A 20405-nucleotide genomic window follows, 5' to 3' on the forward strand; every position below is an offset into this window, starting at 1 on the left:
GGCTCCCGGTTCCGGCCTCAGCCCTTGCCGAAGTGCACCGCGGGGAAGGCACCCGCCGCCCTGAGGGTTGCGGTGAAGCCGCCGGCCAGCTCGGTCAGGCGCGCGGTGGCGGCCGCACCGAGGTGGTCGTACGGGGCGGCGTCGAGGCGGTCGGTGAGCACCTCGGCCTCACCGCGCAGGGCCGCGCCCGCCTTGGTGAGCTCCCCCGCCTCGTCCAGCAGACCGCGCTCGCGCAACCCGTCCCGGGCGTCGGCCCACTGCCGGGCGGACCACCCGCGAGTCCGCATGAACAGCGCCGATGTCGGCGCCTTGCCGGTGGCGTTGTGCAGGACCAGCGCCTCGATCCCGGACAGGCCGGCGACCGCCAGGGCGGCGAGGTGACCGTCACCCCGGTGCTCGCGCAGCAGTGTCGCGGCGTGCCACAGGGTCAGATGCGGTTCCCCGGGCACGGGCAGGTCGGCGTTGGCGGCGTACAGCGGGCGCGCCTCTCGGCGGCACGCCTCGGTGGCCCGCATCGCCAACTCGGCCGCCTCGGCCATCTCCTTCGAGGTGAGGGCCTCCTCCCCGAGCAGCCGTCGCAGTGTTCTGTCCGCGCCGCGCAGCCGGGCCGCGAGCACCGCCTCCGGTGTGGCGAGCGCCCACGCGGCGGGGATGTACCGCTCCACGTGCGCGGGGTTGAAGTTGTAGAACGTCGCCGTGACGGTGCCCGCGCCCACCGCCCCGAGCGGGGCCGCGCGGCCCGCGAAGTAGGCCATGGCGCCGCGCTCCAGCCCGAGCGCCGCGAGTTCGTCCTGCCACTCCGGCGCGAAGTACACGCATGAGTGCAGGGGACCGACGGCGTCGTGGCAGTGGCGGCCGGCGCTCGCCTCGTACGACGTCATGCCGCAGCTCAGGTGCGGCCGTCCGGCCAGGTCGGCGAGGTGCATCAGATGTCCTCCGCGGATTCGTGGTGGGTACGGCCGGTCAGCACGGCCGCGGTCATGGTGAGGTGCTGGGCCAGTACCTCGGCCGCGGTGTCGGCGTCGCGGGCCAGCGCCGCCTCCTCCAGCCGACGGTGCTCGGCGGCGCCGTCCCGGTCGGGGTTGCGGTGCGCCGACCAGCGGCGGGCCAGCTCGCTCGCGGTCCACATCCGGTCGAAGGTCTCCAGCAGGACCGGATTGCCGCACCCCTCCAGCAGGGTGCGGTGGAAGACCCGGTGCGCCTCGGACCACGCGCCGCTGTAGTGCGCGCCCTCCTCCGGCACGTACGGCGGGGTGCGGACCAGACGGTGGTGGGCGGCCCGCACGCGGGTCTCCCAGTCGAGATCGCCGCGCTCGACGGACATGCGCAGCACGACCGGTTCGATGGTCCGGCGAGCCTCCGCGATCTCCTGCCAGCGGCGATCGGAGAAGGCCGGGACGGCGAAACCGCGGTTGGGCAGCCGGTCGGCGAGGCCCTCGCCGACCACCCGCACGAGCGCCTCGCGCACGACGGCGAGGCTCACGCCCTGTTCCTTGGCGAGGTCCTGCGGTTTGAGGGCGTCGCCGGGGGCGTAGTCCCCGCGCATGATCGCGTCCCGCAGATGTGCGTAGACCTGCTCGGAGAGCATCCGCTTCCCCGGTGGGGTCGAGGTGTGGGTTGTCTGGGTCATGCACCCAGGATAGATGATCGTCTCGATAATCGATTATTGCTGCTATGGTCGATCCATAGTCGAGGCAGGTGATGACGGCGATACCGCCACGCCACGTCGCGGGCCCTTCGCCGACCGCGTCACCGCCACCCACGGCACGGCCGGGCATCACGCCCACCCACAGCACGGCCTGAAAGGAACGACGCCATGAGCGCCAACGACCCCTTCGCCCGCCTCCCCGAGGCGGCCTCCTTCACCGTTACCAGCACCACCGTCACCGACGGCGCCGCCTGGCCGCTCGAGCAGTTCTCCGGTATCTCCGGCGTCCCCGGCGGCAAGGACATCTCCCCGCAGCTGTCCTGGAGCGGCGCCCCGGAAGGCACCAAGAGCTACGCCGTCACCGTCTACGACCCCGACGCCCCCACCGGATCCGGGTTCTGGCACTGGGCGGTCGCCGACATCCCCGCCACCGTCACCGAACTGCCCGAGGGCGCCGGTGACGACACCGGCTCCGGCCTGCCCGACGGCGCCTACCACCTGCCCAACGACGCCCGCGCGGCCCGCTTCATCGGGGCCGCCCCGCCGGCCGGGCACGGCCCGCACCGCTACTTCATCGTGGTGCACGCCCTCGACGTCGAGTCCATCGGTGTCCCGGCCGACGCCACCCCGGCCGTCCTCGGCTTCACCATGGCCGCCCACATCCTCGGCCGCGCGGTCCTGACCGTCACCGCCGAAACCCCCGCCTGACGAACAGCGACGGGGAGGGTCCTCGACCGCTGGGGTGGAGGATCGCGCTCCCGGACCGTCCCCGTCGCGGCAACCGCGAGGCCCCCGTGACCAGGCCGCGGCGCCCCTCCCGGCGCGGGCGGCGGTAGACCGCGCGGTGCCCTGCGGCCGGGTTCGGGGCGCCGCGACGGAGCGACCACATCGTGACCGCGGCTCAGCCCCGGGCCGGGAAGACGTCGCCCTGGGCTGTCCTGGATCGGCTCGCCCTCGTGGGGCGGACCGCGCCCTCAGCTCACGGCGGCGCCGAACCACTCGGGCATCCGGCCGAGCAGATCCCGCTGGTCCTCACCGGCCCATGCCACATGGCCGTCCGGCCGCAGCAGCACCGCGGGCACATCGAGTTCCTCACTGACGTCGACGACGTGATCGACCCGGTCCGCCCAGCCCGCCACCGAGAGCCGGCCGGTCCGGTCGAGCAGCAGTCCGCGCCCGCCGTGCATCAGCTCGTACAGGCGCCCCCGCTTCAGCCGTACGTCCCGCATCCGCCCGCCGAGCAGTTCGTGACCCTCACCGAAGTCGTAGCGGACCCCGACCGCGGTGATCATCTCGGTCACGTACCGGTTCACCTCCTCGAAGTCCATCAGCTTCGAGAACAGCTCCCGCAGCGCGGTCGCACCCGGATCGGTCCCCAACAGGGTGATCTGCGCACGGGTGTTGTCCAGTACGCCGGCGCCCACCGGGTGCCGTTCGGTGTGATAACTGTCCAGCAGCCCCTCCGGCGCCCAGCCGCCCACCTCGGCGGCCAGCTTCCAGCCGAGGTTGAACGCGTCCTGGATGCCGAGGTTGAGCCCCTGCCCGCCGGTCGGCGGGTGGATGTGCGCCGCGTCGCCGGCCAGCAGCACCCGGCCGACCCGGTAGCGCTCGGCCTGCCGGGTGGCGTCGCCGAACCGGGACAGCCAACGCGGCGAGTGCACCCCGAAGTCGGTGCCCGCGACGGCCCGCAGCTGTCGCTTGAACTCCTCGAAGGTCGGGGCGGTCGCACGGTCCTCGGCCACACCGTCGGCGGGCACGATGAGGCGGTACACCCCGTCCCCTTCGGGGATGGCGCCGAACCGCAGCTGGGTCCTGCGGACCTCTGCTACGACGGCCGCGACCGTCGCCGGATCCTCGGTCACCTCCATATCCCCCAGCAGCGTCTCCACCTGGGCGGGCTCACCGGGGAAACCGACACCGAGCCGCTTGCGCACCGTGCTGCGGCCGCCGTCGCACCCGACGAGGTAGCGCGAGCGCAGCCGCGTGCCGTCCGCCAGCTCCACGGTCACCCCGTCCTCGTCCTGGCTCAGCCCGGCCACCTCGCAGCCGCGCCGGATCTCGGCACCGAGTTCGAGGGCACGCTCGTTGAACAGCCGCTCGGTGACCGACTGCGGGGTGGCGAGGCCGTACGGGTGAGCCGTGTCCAACCGGTCCGGCCACGGCTTGACGATGCCGCCGAAGAGACCGCCGGCCTGGAACTTCTCACTGACCGCGAGGAACCGGTCCAGCAGGCCGCGCTGGTCCATCAGCTCGACGCTGCGCGCGTGCAGACCGCGTCCGCGGGACTGCCCGGTGGGCTCGGTCAACTTCTCCAGCACCACCACGTGCACACCGTGCAGCCGCACTTCACAGGCCAGCATCAAACCGGTCGGTCCGCCGCCGACCACGATCACGTCAATCATCAAACCCCCCCTTGACCACGGTTGCATTTCAGCCAGCTGCTCCGGCCGGAGAGTGTGCAGCACCGCCGGGGCCTTGCCGCAAGGCCCCCCGTGCGCTATACGTTGAGAGTGGCAAGGAGTGCACAACGCTCCTTGCCTTTGTCTTTTGCCGTCCGCCTTTTGTCTTTTGCCGTCCGCTGTGGACGGTCGGCCTCCTCCCGAAGCGGTGACGCGCCCCGTACGGCGCGGATGCAGTCGGCAGCGAAGGGGGCTGACATGGAGTCACCCCATGGCCGAATCGCCGCTACCCGAGGAAAGTGAAGCGGCGCACCGCAGGACGCGGGAGGCGGATACTGAGCCTCACGGAACTCGACGCGTATGGGGTGGAGCATGCCGCGTTGGAAGGAATTACCGGATTCGCTCGACGAGCGGGTGCGGAAACTGATCATCCAGTTGCGCCGGCTGAAGGACCGCAGCGGGCTGAGCCTGGTATCGCTTGAGTCCAAGACCGGATACAGCCGCGCCTCCTGGGAGCGCTACTTCAACGGGAAGGCGCTGCCGCCACGGCAGGCAGTGGAGGCACTGGCGCGGGTCGTCGGGGCGGAGCCGACCCAGGTGCTCGTCCTGCACGAGATGGCCGAGCAAGCGTGGCAGCAGCGAGAGGCCCGGTCCCCGGCGGCCGCCGCGCAGGACGGCGGCGAGCAGGCGGCGGAGAAGGAGGAACGGCGCATGGCGGTGGGGGCCGAGCGGCCGCCAGGGGTGCGCAGGCCCATCGCCCTCGCCGCCGTCGTGGCCGCCGCGCTCGTGGGGATGGGCGCCGGAATGCTGATCGCCGCGCCCTGGGGCGACGACGACGGCGGAGACGGGAAGGCGAGGACGGCCGTGGACAGCCCACGGCCGAGCGGCAGCACCGGCACCGCCACCGAGGGGCCGGGCCCGTACGTCTACCAGCTGGGCAAGACCTATCCCTGCGACGTGCGCAGGTCCCGTGCGGTGGGCGGGGGACTGACCGCGCGGTACAGCACCACGCGCACCGCCATCCTCGCGGGACCGGGCTGGGACGTGGTGGAGGCCCAGTGCCTGCTGCGCCATCACAAGGTGGATCCGGGCGTCGTCGACGGGATCTACGGGCAGCAGACCATCGCAGCAGTGGTGCGTCTCCAGAAGAAGGCCGGACTGCCGGAGGACGGCATCGTGGGCCCGGACACCTGGCAGGTGCTGCGAAAATGACCGGTCCCGCACCGGAATGTGCGGCGCTGGCCGAAGGACTCCGCGACGTACGGGCGCGCACGGGCCTGAGCCTGGCGGCGCTGGCCGAGCGCACCGCGTACAGCAAGTCCTCGTGGGAGCGCTACCTCAACGGCAAGAAGCCCGTGCCCCGGCAAGCCGTCCTGGCCCTGTGCGCACTGGCTCAGGAGCCCACCGGGCGGCTGTTGGCGCTGTGGGAACTGGCGGACGCGGAGTGGAGCGGGCGCGCCCGGCACGCCCCCTCCACCTCCACCCCCTCCACCCCGACCGTGCCGCCGCCCGTACCTGCCCCGGCTGCCGCCGGCGCCCCGAGTGCCACGGCCGCCCCGACCGCGACAGGCGCCACGGGCATCACCACGGCCGCGCTTGGCAAGGCTTGGCACCGGTGGCTGTTCATCCTCGGCGCGGGAGTGGCCGCGTTGGCCGCCACCGCGGTGATCACGGCGCTGTCCGTGCAGGACTCGGGTGCCGGACAGGCGACGAGTCTGGCGTCCCCCGTCCTGGAACCCCCTGTCGGTTGCCGGGGGAAGACGTGCGAGGGGAAGGACTCCGGCGCCCCCACGTACTGCTCGTTGCCCGATCGGTCGGAGGTGCTCGGGCCCAAGCACCGCACCCGGACCGGTGCTTTCGTGCAAATCCGGTACAGCAAGGTGTGCGCGGCGGCATGGGGCCGGTTCTGGCATGCGAAGGTCGGAGACGCGATCGAGATCTCGGCTCCCGGCAGCCCGTCGCAGCGAGAAGAAGTCGCCGACGTCCACGACACCAAGGCTTACCTCTTCACCTACATGGTCGACGCGAGCGAGATCACCGGACTGCGGGTGTGCTTCGACCCGGTGGGCGTCGGCCGCCCGGAATGTTTCCGCCCCTGACCGGTCACGGCAGCGGGTTCGGAAGCGGCCGGGCGGCGGTCCGCGGTCCCGGTGGTGCACGCCCGGACGGCACGGTCCGCCCCCGCGCCGTCCGGGCCCCGAGGACCCATGTCCTGCGTCAGCCGTCCCCCGGTCCCGCCAGTGCCTGGATGGTGTCGGCATAGCCCTGGAGGAACGGGTCGAGCTTCTCGTCAGGCAGCCACGCGGGCATGACGGCGTCCCATGCGGTCACGCGGATCGCGGCCAGGCGCAGCGCGCTCCATTCGCCCTCGTCGACGAGCATGGAGCGGGCGGTGGCGACCGTATCGGCGACGCTGTTCCCGTAACGCTCTGCGAAGAACCGCCTGAACCTTCGCACCGGCGCGTCACCGCTCAGGTAGCCGCGAAAGGCTTCGTCGATTCTGGCCCCCTGGCGCAGGGCCTGACCTATGAAGTACCCGTCGACGTCGTCGACGAGGTCTTCGAGGGAGAAGCTGGTGGCCGCGTTGACTTTCGCCAGACGATCACTACAGAAGGCGTAGCCGGAGGGGTAGGCGGCATCGGCGTTGCGCCAGTCGGCGTAGAAGGTGCACAGGTCGCCGCCCCAACCGGCGAAGTCACCGAGACCGGCCGTGGTGCCGGATCCGGGACCCTTCAGATAGACGCCGCTGGCGGTGGCGCTCAGGTGGTCGGCGTTGATGGTGATGCCGTAGGCCGGATCCTTGTAGGTCGGGATGCGGGCCGGTCCGTTGGCTTCCGCGTAGGCGATCCACTCGTAGTCGGGATCACCGATCAGTATCTCCCAGCCGTATCTGTTGACGCCCGTCGTGTACCGCGGGTGGCGCAGGTATTCCAGCACCCGCAGATTCGGATCGCCGCCGTTGTACCTGACCGCGGTCGCGTACAAGGCGTCGACGTGATCGAGAAAGGCCTCGACCGTGGCGACTTCTCCGTTGACGCCGTCCGCGCCGACCCCCGGGTCGACCGCGGGCCGGTGGGCGTCGCGGTCGAGGTCGAAGGTGTCCGCGCCGTTGCTGAATTTGATCTCCTGGATCTGGTTGAACGCCCAGTTGGACGGCAGTGGAAAGCCCAGGTTTCCGGAGTATCCCGAGGACATGCCGGAAACGAAGGAACAGGCGGTATAAGCCTCGTCGCTGACCCGGATGCACACGTTGCGCGAGCCGTACACCCCCGCGATGTACCGCTTGCCCTGCGAGACGAGACCGGCCTGGACGCCGTGGAAGTACGGGACGATGTTGCTGCTGATCTCCGCGTCGGTGGCGTCGTAGTCAACGGCGAAGTAGATGACGACGCCCCGGGCGAATCCGTACCCGACCGCTCGGGCATGGGCTCTCACCGCGTGTTGGTATCCCTGTTGGTAGGTGAAGTTCGAAAGATTCCGGGAGTTGTACTGCCAGATGGGGAATACCCGCAGTCCGCCGGCGAAAATGGCGTCCAGCTCCCCCGGCTGGATCTCCTTGTCGAGCTTGCTGGACTCCTCCTCGTCGAGATACCGCCCCACGACCCCGTATCCGGCATTCTTCAGCGCCCGCGCCCGATCCAGGGAGATGGGGTATCGGGTGTCGCAGGCGTGTACGGTCCGGTCCGGGTCACCGGTGGACACCAGGAGTTGCGCCCAGGTGGCGAAGTCCCCGTCGCCATGGTTCTCGAGGAGCGAGAATTCCTGGAACTTCTTGACATATGCGGTGAGTCCGGAGTCGAAGGTGGAGGTGAATGAGGCGGTGTGCCCGCCAACCTGCCCATTGAACACACAAGCGGCGCTGAACAGCTCCACGAAGACACCGGAGTCTCCCGAGCGGAGCCGGTGATCGCGCAATCCTTGTCTGGTCGCCGGGCCGAAGCTCCCGGTGACCTGGTCCTCGGGCAGTCCGAGCTCGTATTGGATCGCCTTCATCAGCGCCTGCTGGACGGCACGGGAGTAGTGACCGTCGCATGGTCCGATGAAATAGGTGGACTTCCCGACGTACCTGCCGTTGAGCCACTGCTGGATCTCGCGTATGCGCTCGCTGCCCCCTTGCGTCAGGACGTAGGCGTCCATGGTCAGAATGGCTTTGAACAGTTTCGGCTGGACCCAGCCGTTGGAGAAGATCCCGGCGTTCGCGGCGAGGTCCGCGACGGCGATCTCCGTGTCGGTGTCGTAGGAGCCGATGCGCGATCCTCCCCAGTACCCCTTGCAGAAGAGTCCGTACTGAAGGATCTTGATGATGTTTCCGTTGCCGTAGTCCGGTCCGATGTCGCCCTTCTCGCCGAGCTTGGCCAGGGTGGTGGGGCCGAAACTGTCGGACAGTGCGGTGATGCCGAGTTCGTGCTGGAGGGCCCGGGTGAGGGAGTACATGGTGGCCCACCCGGTGTTACCGGTCTCCGGGCACGTGGTGTACCCGGAAACGGCGCCGTAGGTGGAGTTCACCCATCTCTGGGCTTCCAGGACTTTTTCGTCTGCCACGGGATTCCTTTCGAACCTGGATGTCTCAGCAGTGGCTGATGACCTTGCTCCACTGCGCGTAACCGCCGCTGTCCAGGTACCAGTCGTTCACATATCCGATGGGCTGGTCACCGCCCCCGACTCCGGACACCAGCATCCAGTAGCGGTAGCCGTGCCCGTCGGCGTCAGCGTCCCCGGTGGTCCAGCACTCCAGGTGGAGCCAGTCCCCGTTGAAGCGGACGCCGGTGACCTCGCTGCCGTAGTAGGGGTCGACGCGCATCAACAGCCGCGACCCGGAGTTGATGCCGGTGACTTGGGCGCACCAGGCGGTGGTCCCGGGGCAGTACCGAACCGCCGCCGAGGCGGACGGCGCCGCCACCAGCGACGTCAGGAGCGCACCGGCCGTGGCCACGGCCGCGACAGCGATCCGTGCTCCGGCCGATGTCATGCGCTTGGTCGTGCTGCGCACACCGGTCCTCAGCTTCCGATACACAGAAGGTTCCATCCTTTCGTCCGAGGCTCTGAGAGGGGCGGCGCGAGACGTTCTGGGGCAGCGCCCGGCCGGCGATCTGCTTCCGGTGCCGCTCGTCCCTCGGCCGCTCGATGACGAGCTTGGACGAAAGCGCTCTCGCGCCGCTGTCCTGCCGCTGTCGTGAGCAGGCTGACAGTGATCGCCCGCGTTTCTATGCTGGTTATCCGTCGGCGTGCAGATCAGGGGGGACACGACATGACGACGGTGCGGTTCGAGCTGTGGGGGCCCATGCGGGTGTTCGTCGACGGCCGGGAGGCATCGATACCGGCCGCGAAACACCGCGCCCTCCTCGCGGCGCTGCTGCTCAGGGCGGGCCAATCCGTCCCGGTGAGCGACCTCGTCGACCGGTTGTGGGACACCGATCCCCCGCTCAGGGCCAAGGCTGTGCTACAGACCTATGTGTTACGCGCGCGCCGAGCGCTGGGACCTGCCGCCCATCTGCTGCGCACGACCACCGGGGGGTACCTCCTCGCAGTGGAGCCGCACGCCCTGGACGTCACGGAGTTCCGGGACCTGACGGCACGAGCGGCCCGCCACGCGGGCAGCAAAGAGGCCACCGCGGAGGAGGCCTGCCTGGCACAAGCGGTGGCTCTCCGCCGCGGCCCCCTGCTCGCGGACGTCCCCTCCGAGGTGCTGCATCGCGAGGAGGTGCCCCACTGGGAGGAGCTGCACCTGACAGCGTGCGAGCGGCTTGCCGAGCTGGAGCTCGAGCAGGGCCGCCTCACCCAGTCGCTCGCCCGTCTCACAGCGCTCTCCGCCGCCCATCCGCTGCGGGAGCGACTGTGGTACCTGCGCATGCTCGCCTTGTACCGCGGCGGACGGCAGGCCGACGCGCTGCGCGCCTACCGCGAGCTGCATCGCCTTCTCGACGAAGAACTGGCGGTCGCCCCATCGGCCCGCCTACAGGAGCTGCACCAGGCCATCCTGGCCGGTGCGCCCGAGCTGCTGCCGCCGGCACCGGAACAGGCGACCACCGCCCCACCCGCTCAGGACGGAACGTCTCCCAAGCCGCCTGTGTTCTCCCCCTGGACGGCGGCGTGCCAACTTCCTCCCTCACCCTCGGCCTTCGTCGGCCGGACGGCGGCCCTGTCGGCGATATCGCGGCACTTGGCACCGTCCGCGCGCACCGAGGGCAACGTCCCCGTGCTCAACGTCTGCGGGCCGCCCGGCGTCGGCAAGACGGCACTGGCGGTCACGGCCGCCCACAGCCTCAGCGGCCACTACCCGGACGGCCAGTGGTACCTCCCCCTGGCGGGGGCCACGCCGGCCCCCCGAGACCCCGCTGAGGTGCTGGCCGATCTGCTGCACCTGGCGGGCTGCCAGGGGCCGCTGCCGCAGACCCTCGAGGCCCGGACCGCGGCACTGCGCGGCCGCCTCACCGGGCGCCGCGTCCTGCTGGTGCTCGACGACGCCCGCGACACCGAACAGATCACGCCCCTGCTGCCCGGAACCGCCGGGTGTGCCGCGCTGGTCACCAGCCGCCGCATGAGTACCGCGTCAGCGGGCATCCACGATCTGCCGCTGTCCTCGCTCAGCCCGGACGAATCCGTTGCACTGCTGGAACGGCTGCTCGGGCGGCGACGTGTCCACGACGAGCCGGAGGCGTGCCGGGAGACCGTCCGGCTGTGCGGTCACCTCCCCTTGGCCCTGCGCGTCGCCGCGGCGCGGCTGTCCCGCCGCCCCGATGCCAGTCTGGCGTCCTTCGTGGCCCGGCTGGACAGCCCCCGGCGCCGTCTGGACGAGCTCTCCGAGGGCGACGTAGGACTGCGCACCCTGTTCGACTACTCCTACGCGGTCATGACGCTGGGTGATCAGCGTGCCTTCCGAATGCTCGGTCTGCTGCCGCATTCCCACTTCGCGTGCTGGATGCTCGGTGCCCTGCTGGGCGGCGACGGTGACCGGGCCACGGAGCGTCTCGTCGCGGGCAATCTGGTGGAGCCCGCCGGCACCGACCTGGCAGGCGAACCCGTCTACCGCCTCCACGACTTACTGGCCGTCCACGCCCGCGAACGCGCCACCCTCACCGACGGGCCCCACGACGCCACGGAGATCGCCGCCGCACAGGACCGTCTGCTGGACGCGGTGGTCCTTCTCGCGACCACCGCCTACGCCCGCGGCGCCCGGTCCGCGGACGACCTGCCACCGGACGACACTCCCGTGCCTCCGGTACTGGCCGGCCATGACGTCGAGCGGCTTCTCGCGCACCCCACCCGCTGGATGCGTGCCAACCGGTCGCACCTCGAGGCGCTCATCGAGGACGCCTGCGCCCGGGGCCGCTACCCGGCCGCGGCGCGCCTGACCGACACCGTGCTGGCCACCTTGGGGGAGCCCGGCGATGCCCCCAGGCTGCTCCGGCATTACCAAGCCGTGGAGCGAACAGCCGCGGCCGCCGGTGACGAGCGCCTCGCCTGGCGTGCCGCCTACGGACGCGCCCAGTCCCTGCTGTACGAGGACGCCCCTCGCGCACGCGACATCTTCGCCGAGTGCGTCCAGGCCTTCAAACGGCTCGGTGCCCAGCGGGAATACCTCTACAGCCTCTCCGGACTCTCCTACTGCGAGGAGACGCTCGGGAACACCGAGGCTCAGCTGGACCATGCCCGGGAGGCGGCGAGACTCGCCGATCGCTCGTTCTCGCCGGCCGACAAGGGGGTCGCGCTGCGCGCCCTGGGAGCAGCGCTGCACACGGCCGGACAGTCCCAGGAGGCTCTCACCGTCTACGAGGAAGCGGCCGGAATCGCCCGTGCCCAAGGACTCGCCCAGGCGGAAGCCACGACACTCTACGGCCTGGCCCGCAGCGCGGTCGCGGTCGGCCGTCTCGCTCGGGCGCGGTCCGCGTGCGGACGTGCGCTCACTTTGTACGAGGAGGTGGGAAGCGCGCACGGCGCCGCCTGGATAACGCTCATGACCGCGACCGTCGCCCTGGAGGACGGCACACCGGGGGAGTCGGCTTCGCTGGCCGCCCGTGCGATGGTCCTGCTGCGCGAATGCGGTGATCTGCGGGGTGCGGCGACCGCGATGCTGCGGCGCGGCGAAGCACTGCTGGCCGACGGCCGCCCGGCAGAAGCGCGTGCGGTGCTGCGTGAGGCCGTCGCCGAACTCGACAGGACCGGCGCGCGAGGCCACCACGCCAGGGCGGTCGCCTTGCTCACCAGGGTGGAGGGGGAGACGCCCCGCGCGTCACCCGCTCAGCCGTGAACGGCCGAGTCGGCGTGGCGTGACAGACTTCTGATGCTCGCCCTGGGCGAGCCCCGTTCCACCGCAGAGGAGCATTCCGCGTGACCGCCACGCTCGACCACCCCCTCGTCACAGCGGCCCGTCGGCTGGCCGACGACGTCCTCTCCCCCGCCGCCGAGGCGCACGACCGGGAGGGCGTCACGCCCGCGGCCATCGACTCCGTCAAGGCGTCGGGCGTGCTGGGGGTGAGCGCACCGGCGGCGTACGGCGGCGCGGAGGCTCCGGCGGCCGTCGGCCGGGAGATCGCCGAGATTCTCGCGGGCGCCTGCTGTTCGACGTTCTTCGTCCAGGCCCAGCACCACACGCCGGTGCGCATGCTGGCCGAGGGCGAGGAGGCGATACGGAGGCGGTGGCTGCGCCCGCTGAGCGAGGGCACGCTGCTCGCCGGAATCGCCTTCTCGCACCTGCGCGCCTACCCGGAGCTGCCCGTGCGGGCCACCCGGGTGGCGGGCGGCTGGCGCTTCGACGGACGTGTGCCCTGGTACACCGGCTGGGGGCTGAACGACGTGTTCCTGCTGGGCGGTGCGACCGAGGACGGCGAGGTGGTCTTCGCCGGCGTCGCCGCCCGCGAGCAGCCGGGCCTCACCGCCACGGACCCGCTCCAGCTCGCCGCGCTCACCGGTGCGCGGACGGTGGGGCTGTTGCTCGACGGGCTCGTGCTGCCCGACGAGGCGGTGGTGGTGCGCCTTCCGTACGAGCGCTGGGCGACGGAGGACCGCCCGAAGAACACCAACACCAACCCCGCCGTCTTCGGCGTGGCCCGCGCCGCGCTCGACCTCCTCGACGCGTCCGGCGACGGCGAGGCCAAGGAGACGGCGGGTGTGCTGCGCGAACGCCTGGCCGCGGCACGCCGCGACGCCTACGCCCTGATCGATGAGGTGCCACCCGCCGAGCGGCTGGACGACCGGCTCGCGGTCAAGGTCCGGGCCTACGACCTGATGCGCGCCGCCACCACGGCCGCGATCGCCGCGGGCGGCGGCCGTGCCTTCGGCCTCTCCCACCCGGCCCAGCGCCTCGCCAGGGAGGGCCTGTTCCTCGTCGTCCAGGGCCAGACCCGCGAGGTCCGCACGGCCCACCTGGAGGCCCTGCGGTCCTGACACGGTGCGGCCGCGACTTCGGGTGTCCTTCCGTGGGTCGGCATGGGCACGGCGCGGTGACCGCTATGCGGACGCATGTGCGAATACCTGCCCGGTCATGCATACGATCCCGCAGTACGTCCCTGCACCACCGGAAGGCTCCCGTGAGCTCCACCTCTCCCCAACCCGCCACCACGTCGTCGAAGACGGCGTCCGGCACGGCGCTGATCCGTTCGGCGGCCGACGTCTCCGATCTGGTCAATTCGGGCACCGCACGCGGCCGGCACGCGCGCATGATCGTGATCATCGCACTCGGCGGGATCTTCCTCGACGCCTACGACCTGAGCTCCCTGGCGTACGGGCTGCCCGACATCACCCAGCAGTTCGGCCTCAGCTCCAGCCTGGCCGGGCTGGTCACCGCCTCGATCAGCATCGGTTCGCTGCTGGGTGCCCTGGTCGGCGGCTGGCTGGTGGACCGCATAGGCCGCTACCGGGTCTTCATGGCCAACATGCTCTTCTTCGTCGTCACCGCCCTGGTGTGCGCGGTGGCCCAGGACACGTGGACGCTGATCGCCGCGCGCTTCGTGATGGGCATCGGCGTCGGCATGGACATCCCGGTCGCCATCGCGTTCCTCGCCGAGTTCTCCCGGCTGCGGGGCAAGGGGAGCAAGGGCTCGCGCACAGCCGCCTGGTCGCCCGCCTGGTACGCGGCGACCAGCGGCTGCTACCTGGTGATCATGCTGCTGTACTTCCTCCTGCCGGACGCCCAGCTGGGCTGGCTGTGGCGGTTCACCGTCGGCTTCGGGGCGGTGCCCGCGCTGGTCGTGCTGCTGCTGCGCCGGCGCTATATGAACGAGTCCCCGACCTGGGCCGCCGACCAGGGTGACCTGGAGGGCGCGGCGCGGATCCTGCGTGAGTCCTACGGTGTGGACGCCCGTGTCGCCGACGGCGTGCCCGCGCGGACACCCCGTTCGCCCCGGCCCGGACTGAGCGCCTACGCCCGGCTCTTCACCCCGCCCTACCGCGCACGCACGATCCAATCGGTGACGGTCGGGGTGGCCGAGACCTTCGGCTACAACGCGGTCGCGTTCGGGCTGCCGATCATCATCGCCACGCTGATGACCCAGGCCCCGCTGACCACGATCGCGTCCTCCTTCGCCCTGAACCTCGTCTTCGCCCTGACCGGCGGGCTGCTCGGCATCCGCTGGGCGTCGACCCGTGGCGCCTGGCCGATGATGACGCTGGGCTTCGCGATCCAGCTCGTCGCCATCGTGGCGCTCGGCCTGATCGGGAAGCCGTCCGGGACGGGCGTGGTGACGGCGTCGATCCTGATGCTCGGCGCCTTCATGTTCGCCCAGGGCTTCGGGCCGGGCGCGCACATCATGAGCTATGCCTCGCTGGGCTTCCCGACCTCGATGCGCGGCGTCAGCATCGGCTTCAACCAGGCCGTCCTGCGCCTCGGGTCGACGCTGACGCTGTTCTTCTTCCCCATCCTCAGCAGCGGCCTGGGAACGGACGTGTACTGGGTCATCCTCGCCGCTCCCGTCCTCGGCCTGATCGCCCTCCTCGTGAAGCGCTGGGAGCCGGTCGGCTTCGACGCGGACGCGGAGGAGCGGGCCCGGGTCGGAGCCGAGACGGCTCGGGGCTGAACCCCGGGAAACCCGCCCGGAATGGTGTGTCCGGCTTCGGGCCGGTCCAGGGGCGCCAGGGAGAAGGCCCGCATCGGGATCGCCGGCGAGGCGGTCCCGATGCGGACCCGGCCTAAGCGATACCGAACACGCGCTCGGCCGTGCGGTGGCCGATCGCCGTCCGCTGATCGTCGGTCAGCGGCACGTCCCGCAGGAAGGCCACGGCAGCCGCCGGATCCTCGTACGGCCAGTCGATCGCGAACATGATGTTGTCCTCGCCGACCGCGCGCAGCGCCAGCCCGAGCACGTCCGGATCATCGATGCCGCTCGTGGTGACCACGAAGTTGCGCCGGAAGTACTCGCTCGGTGTGAGCGACAGTCGCGGCATCGGCGTGGCCGCCCCGGCCGTCCGGGTCGCGAACGCGTGCCGGTTGTCGATCCGCCGCAGCCAGTACGGAATGCCTTCACCCAGGTGTCCGAGCACGACGGTCAGTCCCGGGTGGCGGTCCAGCGTGCCGCTGAGGATGAGCCGCATGGCGTGCAGCCCGGCCTCGGCCTGGTAACCCCAGATCGCCCCGAGCATCCCGTGGTCGCGGTAGGGGGCCGGCATGCTCGGCGCCCGCGGGTGCAGATAGACCGGCGCCCGGTTCGCCTCGGCCGCCTCCAGCAGCGGCGCGAACTCCGGCTCGTCCAGGTAGCGCCCGCCGGTGTGCGAGTTGACCATGATGCCGTTGAGGCCGAGCGGGCCCATGGCCCGCTCGATCTCGGCGGCCGCGGCGGCCGGGTCCTGCGGCGCCACTGTGGCCAGCCCGCCGAACCGGTCCGGGTGCCGCCGCACGATCGCGGCCAGCGCGTCGTTGAACTCCCGGGCCAGCGGCACCGCGTCGGCCGCCGGATAGGGCTGGACCCCGGGCGGATTGAGGCTGAGCACCGCCATGTCCTGTCCGAGCGCGTCCATCTGCCGCAGCCGGGCATCGAGATCGACGAGCCGGGCGCGCAGAGGGGGAGCCTTCTCCACCCTACGCATCAAGGCCATCTCGGTCTCGTCGCCCGGCACCACGTCCAGGCCGTGCGCGACCCGCAGGAACGCCTCGGTGGCCAGGTGCTCCTCGACCGCGACGACCCTCATGCCCGCCGTCCGCCGTCGACCGACAGGGCGATCCCGGTGATGTAGGACGCGGCGTCCGAGCAGAGCCAGACCGCCGCCGCCGCGGCCTCCTCGGGCGTGGCCATCCGGCCGAGCGGAGTGATCGCCTCCTGCATCGCGATCATGTCGGTACCGGCCGCCACCTGCTCGAACCCGGGCGTGCGGGTGGGGCCGGGGCAGACGGCGTTGACCCGGATGCCATCCGGCGCGTAGTCGACCGCGGCGACCTTGGTGAGCCCGACGATGCCGTGCTTGGCGGCCACGTAGGCGGGGGCGGTCGGGATCGCGTACAGGCCGCCGTTGGAGGCGACGTTGACGATCGCGCCGCCGCCCTTGAGCAGGGGCAGCTCGTACTTCATGCACAGGAAGGTCCCGGCCAGGTTGACGTGGACCACGCGCTCGAACTCGTCCAGGGTCATCTGGTCGAGCTGCCGGTGGTGCGAGGCCAGACCGGCGTTGTTCACGGCGAAATCGAGGCCGCCGTACGCCGCGACCGTACGCTCGACGGCCGCCCGGACCGACTCCTCGTCGGCGATGTCGACGCGGACCGCCAGTGCCTCCCCGCCGTCCTTCCTGATCATCTCGGTGGTCTCGGCCGCCGCGCTCTCGTCGATGTCGAGCACGGCGACCGCGGCGCCGCTCCGGGCGAACTCCAGCGCCGCCGAGCGCCCGATCCCGCTGCCGGCGCCGGTGACCAGTCCTACCTTCCGGGTTTCGTCGCTCATGCCAGCGGCTCGTGGTTCGCCCAGGCGACCTTGTACGGGTGCCGCGACTGCCAGCGGGCGATGACCTCGTGCGCGCCGGGTGCGGCGAACGCCTTCGCCAGCGCGTCGGTGTCGGCCACGGCGAACTGCACGATCGCGGTCGCGATCAGTGCCGGAATGTTCTCCTCGCCGGGGATGGGGATGTGGCGCCGGGCCACGGCCGACTGCACGAAACCGGTGTCAAGCATGACCCGTTCGATGTCCGCGAGGTATTGGTCGAGTTCGGTGGTCGGCAAGGGCTGATCGAAGGAGACGATCATCGTGTGGTTGATCATGCTTCGATTCTTCAGGACAGAGGCCGCCGACGTCCAAGATCAGTTCGGAATTCGGCGATAACCTGGAGGCATGATCGAACTGGAGACCCGCGAGCTCGAGTACTTCATGGCGGTCGCCGACGAGCTGCACTTCGGCCGGGCCGCCGTCCGGCTCTCGATCGCCCAGCCGGCCCTGTCGAAGGCGATCCGGCGGATCGAGACCCGGCTCGGCGTCCAGTTGTTCGTCCGGTCCAGCCGGCACGTCGAGCTCACCCCGGCCGGGGAGGCGTTGCAGGAACACGGACGGCATGCGCTCAACGCGGTCAGCGCCGCCGTCCGGAACGCCCGGCGCGCCGGCGACGCCCAGGTCCACCTGCGGCTCGTGCTCAAGCCCGGCGGCGACGCCGGCCTGCTGTCCGGGATCCTGGCCGAGTACGCCCACCAGCCCGACGCCCGGCGGGTGGACATCCTGTTCAGCGGGCCCGCCGACCGCGCCGACTTCCTGCTCGACGGCCGGGCCGACGTCGGCCTGCTCTACGCGCCGTTCGACCCTCTCGACGGACTGGCCCACGAGACGCTGCTCACCGAGGACCGCGTGGTCATCGTCCCGTCCGGGCACCGGCTGGCCGGGCACGCCTCGGTGCGCATGTCCGATCTGGAGGGTGAGACGCTGCCGCGGTGGAAAGGGGTGCCCGGGGGTGACGGCACCGGCCCCGAGGTCGCGGACGTGGTCCAGATGCTCCACATGATCACGGTGAGCCGGATGATCGGGGTACTGCCCCGCTCGCTGGTCGAACCGCTCCCGGCCGGCCTGGTCTGCGTTCCGGTGACCGACGCACCGCCCAGCCGCCTGGTACTCGCCTGGAACGAGCAGGACCGCCGGCCGCTGGTCGCCTCGTTCGTGGCCGCCGCACTCGGGACGCGCCGGCACGGAGCCCGATACCGGTGACCCACGGCGGCCGACGGCGTACCGCTGCCGTCGCCGCACACCCAGCGGAACGGCGATGGGCTGCCGCAGAGCGCCTGGCCTCCCCCGGCGTGCCGCATTGGCAACGCCACACCCGGAAGGCACGGTGGAGCTGCGGCCGGTTCCCGGCCTGCGCGTCGCCGGCCCGCGGCCGGTGCGACAGCGGGCCGGCGGCCGGGAGCGCGGAAGGCCGCTGACAGCCCGCGGACCGCGCAGGAGGACGCATGACCGCATGGCTCTCACCGGCAGACGTGAACATGGTCGCCGGATACCTCGACCTCGCCGGGGTGCTCATCTGCGGACTGCTCGGTGGCGCGGTCGCCCGTGCCGAGGGGCTCGACCTCTTCGGCTACCTGGTCGTCGGCACCGTCTCCGGCCTCGGCGGCGGAATCATCCGCGACACCTTGCTCCAGCGCGGCACTCCGGTGGCGCTGACCGACGCCGCGTATCTGCCCACCGCCTTCGCGGGCGCCTTCCTCGCCTTTGTCATCGCCATCGGAGAAGAACACTGGCATCGCCTGTTCACCGCACTGGACGCGGCCGTTCTGGGTTTCTGGGCCATCTCCGGGGCTCAGAAGACACTGGCCGCCGGATTGGCCTGGCTGCCCGCCGTGCTCGTCGGCACCGTGACCGCTGTGGGCGGCGGAGCGGTCCGCGACTTGCTGCTCACCCGGATTCCGGCTGTGCTGGGAGGCAACGGGCTCTACGCCACGGTCGCGGTGGTGGTGTCCGGGCTGTACATCGTGTGCGCCCACTTCAGGATTCCCACCCTCGGGATCGTCGGCGGCGTCCTGGGCGCGGTGCTGCTGCGCCTGGTGGCCAACCGCCGTGGCTGGTCCCTCCCGGGTGGCCTTCCGCTGGAGCCGTCCAGAGCGCTCGCCAGGATGCGCCGCCGGTCCAAGGGCGGGCGCCCCTCCGACCCGCCCGAGGAGTTCCCGCATGACCGTCGCGATTGACACCGTCCTGAGGGGCCTGGACGGGATCAGAACACAGGTCGAGGACCTGTACCGGGATCTGCACGCCCACCCCGAGCTCGGCCTTGCCGAGACCCGGACCTCCGCGCGGGTGGCCGAGCGCCTGCGCGCTGAGGGCTACGAGGTCATCGACGGCATCGGCGGCACCGGTGTCATCGGCGTCCTGACCCGCGGCGACGGGCCCACCGTGCTGCTGCGCGCCGACATGGACGCGCTGCCGGTGGCGGAAGCCACCGGGCTCCCCTACGCCTCGACCGTGACCGCCACCGACCGGTCCGGCCGCGAGGTCCCGGTCATGCACGCGTGCGGCCACGACGTCCATGTCGCCTGCCTGCTGGGCTTCGCGCAGCTCATGGCCCAGGCGGCCCCGGACGCGTGGCAGGGGACGCTGGTGGTGCTGTTCCAGCCGTCGGAGGAGAACGGCGACGGCGCGGACGCGATGCTCGCAGACGGTCTGGTGGACCGGATCCCGCGTCCGGACGTCGCCTTCGCCCAGCATGTGCTGCCCTACCCGGCCGGCTACGTCGGCGTCCGGTCCGGCGCGTTCCTCAGCGCCGCCGACAGTCTGCGCATCACCCTGCACGGACGTGGCGCCCACGGCTCCATGCCGCACGCCGCCGTCGACCCGGTCGTGCTCGCCGCGATGTGCGTACTGCGGCTCCAGACCATCGTCTCCCGCGAGGTGCCGCCCACCACACCGGCGGTCCTGACGGTCGGCAGCGTCACGGCCGGAGCCGGCCCGAACGTGATCCCGGAAACCGCGGTCCTCGAACTCAACGTGCGCAGCTACGACGACGCCACGCGGCGGCGGATCCTGGAGGCGATCGCCCGCTGTGTCCGCGCCGAATCCGACGCCTCCGGGGCCCCGAGGGAACCGAGCATCGAGAAGCTGGCCCAGTTCCCTGCCACCCGTAACGACGCCGAGGTGACCGCACGGCTGGACCAGGCGTTCCGCGCCCACTTCGGCGACGGTGCGGGCACCGTGGACCTCCAGACCGCCAGCGAGGACTTCAGCGAGATTCCCCGGGCCCTGGGCGCCCCGTACTGCTACTGGGCCATCGGGGGCGCCGATCCGGACCGCTACGCCGAGGCCGAGCGCAACGGCACGGTCCACCAGGACATCCCGGTCAACCACTCGGCGCACTTCGCCCCGCTGATCCAGCCCACCCTCGACACCGGCATCACCGCACTGGTCGTCGCCGCCCTGGCCTGGCTCGGCCACGAAGCCGCCTGACGTCCGTACCCGGCCTGGTCCGTCGAC

The 20405-nt window shown here is 71.4% G+C and carries 17 protein-coding genes; 9 read left to right on the forward strand and 8 right to left on the reverse strand.

The window, feature by feature from the left end:
• Nucleotides 1-17 precede the first annotated feature (17 nt).
• Both N6H00_RS01235 and N6H00_RS01240 read right to left on the reverse strand, forming a co-directional pair.
• A complete protein-coding gene (locus N6H00_RS01235; protein ID WP_268976822.1) occupies nucleotides 18-881 on the reverse strand; it encodes an SCO6745 family protein in 864 nt (287 codons plus the stop codon).
• A 44-nt stretch (nucleotides 882-925) separates the two neighbouring features.
• Nucleotides 926-1630, reverse strand: coding sequence for a GntR family transcriptional regulator (locus N6H00_RS01240; RefSeq protein ID WP_268969609.1), 705 nt, complete (start codon nucleotides 1628-1630; stop codon nucleotides 926-928).
• 186 nt (nucleotides 1631-1816) lie between these two features.
• On the opposite strand from N6H00_RS01240, the gene N6H00_RS01245 reads away from it, so the two are divergent.
• The gene (locus tag N6H00_RS01245) at nucleotides 1817-2356 is read left to right on the forward strand and encodes a YbhB/YbcL family Raf kinase inhibitor-like protein (protein WP_268969610.1); all 540 of its coding nucleotides are present in this window, start codon (nucleotides 1817-1819) and stop codon (nucleotides 2354-2356) included.
• A 266-nt stretch (nucleotides 2357-2622) separates the two neighbouring features.
• Here N6H00_RS01245 and rox read toward each other — a convergent pair whose 3' ends face one another.
• Nucleotides 2623-4050 (reverse strand): rifampin monooxygenase, encoded by a 1428-nt coding sequence (rox, locus tag N6H00_RS01250; RefSeq protein WP_268969611.1) that lies wholly within the window; start codon nucleotides 4048-4050, stop codon nucleotides 2623-2625.
• 369 nt (nucleotides 4051-4419) lie between these two features.
• Here rox and N6H00_RS01255 point away from each other — a divergent pair, with 369 nt between their 5' ends.
• A complete protein-coding gene (locus N6H00_RS01255; protein WP_268969612.1) occupies nucleotides 4420-5259 on the forward strand; it encodes a peptidoglycan-binding protein in 840 nt (279 codons plus the stop codon).
• Entirely contained in the window at nucleotides 5256-6146 is an 891-nt protein-coding gene (locus N6H00_RS01260) for a helix-turn-helix domain-containing protein (RefSeq protein ID WP_268969613.1), read from the forward strand. Before N6H00_RS01255 ends, N6H00_RS01260 begins: the two co-directional genes overlap by 4 nt.
• A 118-nt stretch (nucleotides 6147-6264) precedes the next feature.
• Here N6H00_RS01260 and N6H00_RS01265 read toward each other — a convergent pair whose 3' ends face one another.
• Complete coding sequence (locus tag N6H00_RS01265; protein ID WP_268969614.1) at nucleotides 6265-8589, reverse strand: glycoside hydrolase domain-containing protein; 2325 nt, start codon at nucleotides 8587-8589, stop codon at nucleotides 6265-6267.
• A 25-nt stretch (nucleotides 8590-8614) separates the two neighbouring features.
• Complete coding sequence (locus N6H00_RS01270; RefSeq protein ID WP_268969615.1) at nucleotides 8615-9037, reverse strand: hypothetical protein; 423 nt, start codon at nucleotides 9035-9037, stop codon at nucleotides 8615-8617.
• A gap of 258 nt (nucleotides 9038-9295) precedes the next feature.
• Here N6H00_RS01270 and N6H00_RS01275 point away from each other — a divergent pair, with 258 nt between their 5' ends.
• The 3 genes from N6H00_RS01275 to N6H00_RS01285 all read left to right on the forward strand — a co-directional run bounded on the left by N6H00_RS01275 (nucleotide 9296) and on the right by N6H00_RS01285 (nucleotide 15059).
• Nucleotides 9296-12295, forward strand: coding sequence for an AfsR/SARP family transcriptional regulator (locus N6H00_RS01275; protein WP_268969616.1), 3000 nt, complete (start codon nucleotides 9296-9298; stop codon nucleotides 12293-12295).
• A gap of 80 nt (nucleotides 12296-12375) precedes the next feature.
• Nucleotides 12376-13431 (forward strand): acyl-CoA dehydrogenase family protein, encoded by a 1056-nt coding sequence (locus N6H00_RS01280; protein WP_268969618.1) that lies wholly within the window; start codon nucleotides 12376-12378, stop codon nucleotides 13429-13431.
• 143 nt (nucleotides 13432-13574) lie between these two features.
• On the forward strand, nucleotides 13575-15059 hold the full coding sequence (locus N6H00_RS01285; RefSeq protein WP_268969619.1) for an MFS transporter: 1485 nt from the start codon (nucleotides 13575-13577) through the stop codon (nucleotides 15057-15059).
• 112 nt (nucleotides 15060-15171) lie between these two features.
• Here N6H00_RS01285 and N6H00_RS01290 read toward each other — a convergent pair whose 3' ends face one another.
• From N6H00_RS01290 to N6H00_RS01300, 3 genes are read right to left on the reverse strand one after another with little or no spacing between them, the layout of a single operon-like run.
• A complete protein-coding gene (locus N6H00_RS01290; protein ID WP_268969620.1) occupies nucleotides 15172-16167 on the reverse strand; it encodes an amidohydrolase family protein in 996 nt (331 codons plus the stop codon).
• A complete protein-coding gene (locus N6H00_RS01295; RefSeq protein ID WP_268969621.1) occupies nucleotides 16164-16910 on the reverse strand; it encodes an SDR family NAD(P)-dependent oxidoreductase in 747 nt (248 codons plus the stop codon). The genes N6H00_RS01290 and N6H00_RS01295 overlap by 4 nt, the downstream gene beginning before the upstream one ends.
• Complete coding sequence (locus N6H00_RS01300; protein ID WP_198276028.1) at nucleotides 16907-17224, reverse strand: hypothetical protein; 318 nt, start codon at nucleotides 17222-17224, stop codon at nucleotides 16907-16909. The genes N6H00_RS01295 and N6H00_RS01300 overlap by 4 nt, the downstream gene beginning before the upstream one ends.
• Nucleotides 17225-17294: 70 nt before the next feature.
• On the opposite strand from N6H00_RS01300, the gene N6H00_RS01305 reads away from it, so the two are divergent.
• From N6H00_RS01305 to N6H00_RS01315, 3 genes are all read left to right on the forward strand, one after another.
• Nucleotides 17295-18152: a LysR family transcriptional regulator gene (locus N6H00_RS01305; RefSeq protein WP_268969622.1), complete on the forward strand. Its 858-nt coding sequence runs from the start codon at nucleotides 17295-17297 to the stop codon at nucleotides 18150-18152.
• Nucleotides 18153-18394: 242 nt separating this feature from the next.
• The gene (locus tag N6H00_RS01310; protein WP_268969623.1) at nucleotides 18395-19126 is read left to right on the forward strand and encodes a trimeric intracellular cation channel family protein; all 732 of its coding nucleotides are present in this window, start codon (nucleotides 18395-18397) and stop codon (nucleotides 19124-19126) included.
• Nucleotides 19110-20378, forward strand: a complete 1269-nt coding sequence (locus tag N6H00_RS01315) for an amidohydrolase (protein ID WP_268969624.1) — start codon at nucleotides 19110-19112, stop codon at nucleotides 20376-20378. Before N6H00_RS01310 ends, N6H00_RS01315 begins: the two co-directional genes overlap by 17 nt.
• The last annotated feature ends 27 nt before the right edge of the window (nucleotides 20379-20405 follow it).

Source organism: Streptomyces sp. S465 (genome assembly GCF_026898115.1).
Classification (GTDB): domain Bacteria; phylum Actinomycetota; class Actinomycetes; order Streptomycetales; family Streptomycetaceae; genus Streptomyces; species Streptomyces luomodiensis.